This is a genomic window from Rhodococcus sp. ENV425 (genome assembly GCF_002887785.1).
GTDB lineage: Bacteria > Actinomycetota > Actinomycetes > Mycobacteriales > Mycobacteriaceae > Rhodococcus > Rhodococcus aetherivorans.
Genome location: NZ_PCZU01000281.1, coordinates 1 through 372, shown reverse-complemented (window position 1 = coordinate 372; position 372 = coordinate 1). Strand labels below are relative to the sequence as shown.

Below are 372 nucleotides of genomic sequence, written 5' to 3'. Positions count from 1 at the left end.
CCGTGGGTGCTACCCGCGCCGGCCGGGGGCCTTGGCGCCGGACCTGAAGCCCAGCGCTCCCGGCTTGGCCTGCGGCGGGGCCGGTGCCTCGGCGCCGTTGGTCGGCGAGGCCTCGGTGCCATTGGTCGGCGAGGCCTCGGTGCCGTTGGTCGACGGCGCCTCGGGGGCCGGTGCCTTCTCCGGCGGTGCATCCGGATCGGGCGCCTCACCCGGGGGTGCGTGCGCCGGTTCCGGTGCCTTCGCGGGAGCCTCGGGCTTCTCCGTCGGAGGCTCGGGCCTCTCTGCCGGAGGCTTCGGCGCGGCGGCCTTGCGGGCGCCGGGAGCCTTCGCTCCGCCCTTGAACGCCAGGCCACCCGGCTTCGCCTTCGGCGG

Annotated in this window: 1 pseudogene; it reads right to left on the bottom strand. The window is 77.7% G+C overall.

From position 1 onward, the window contains the following. Positions 1 to 9 precede the first annotated feature (9 nt). A pseudogene (locus CQZ88_RS26355) lies at positions 10 to 372 on the bottom strand (Fe-S oxidoreductase); the annotation flags it as partial.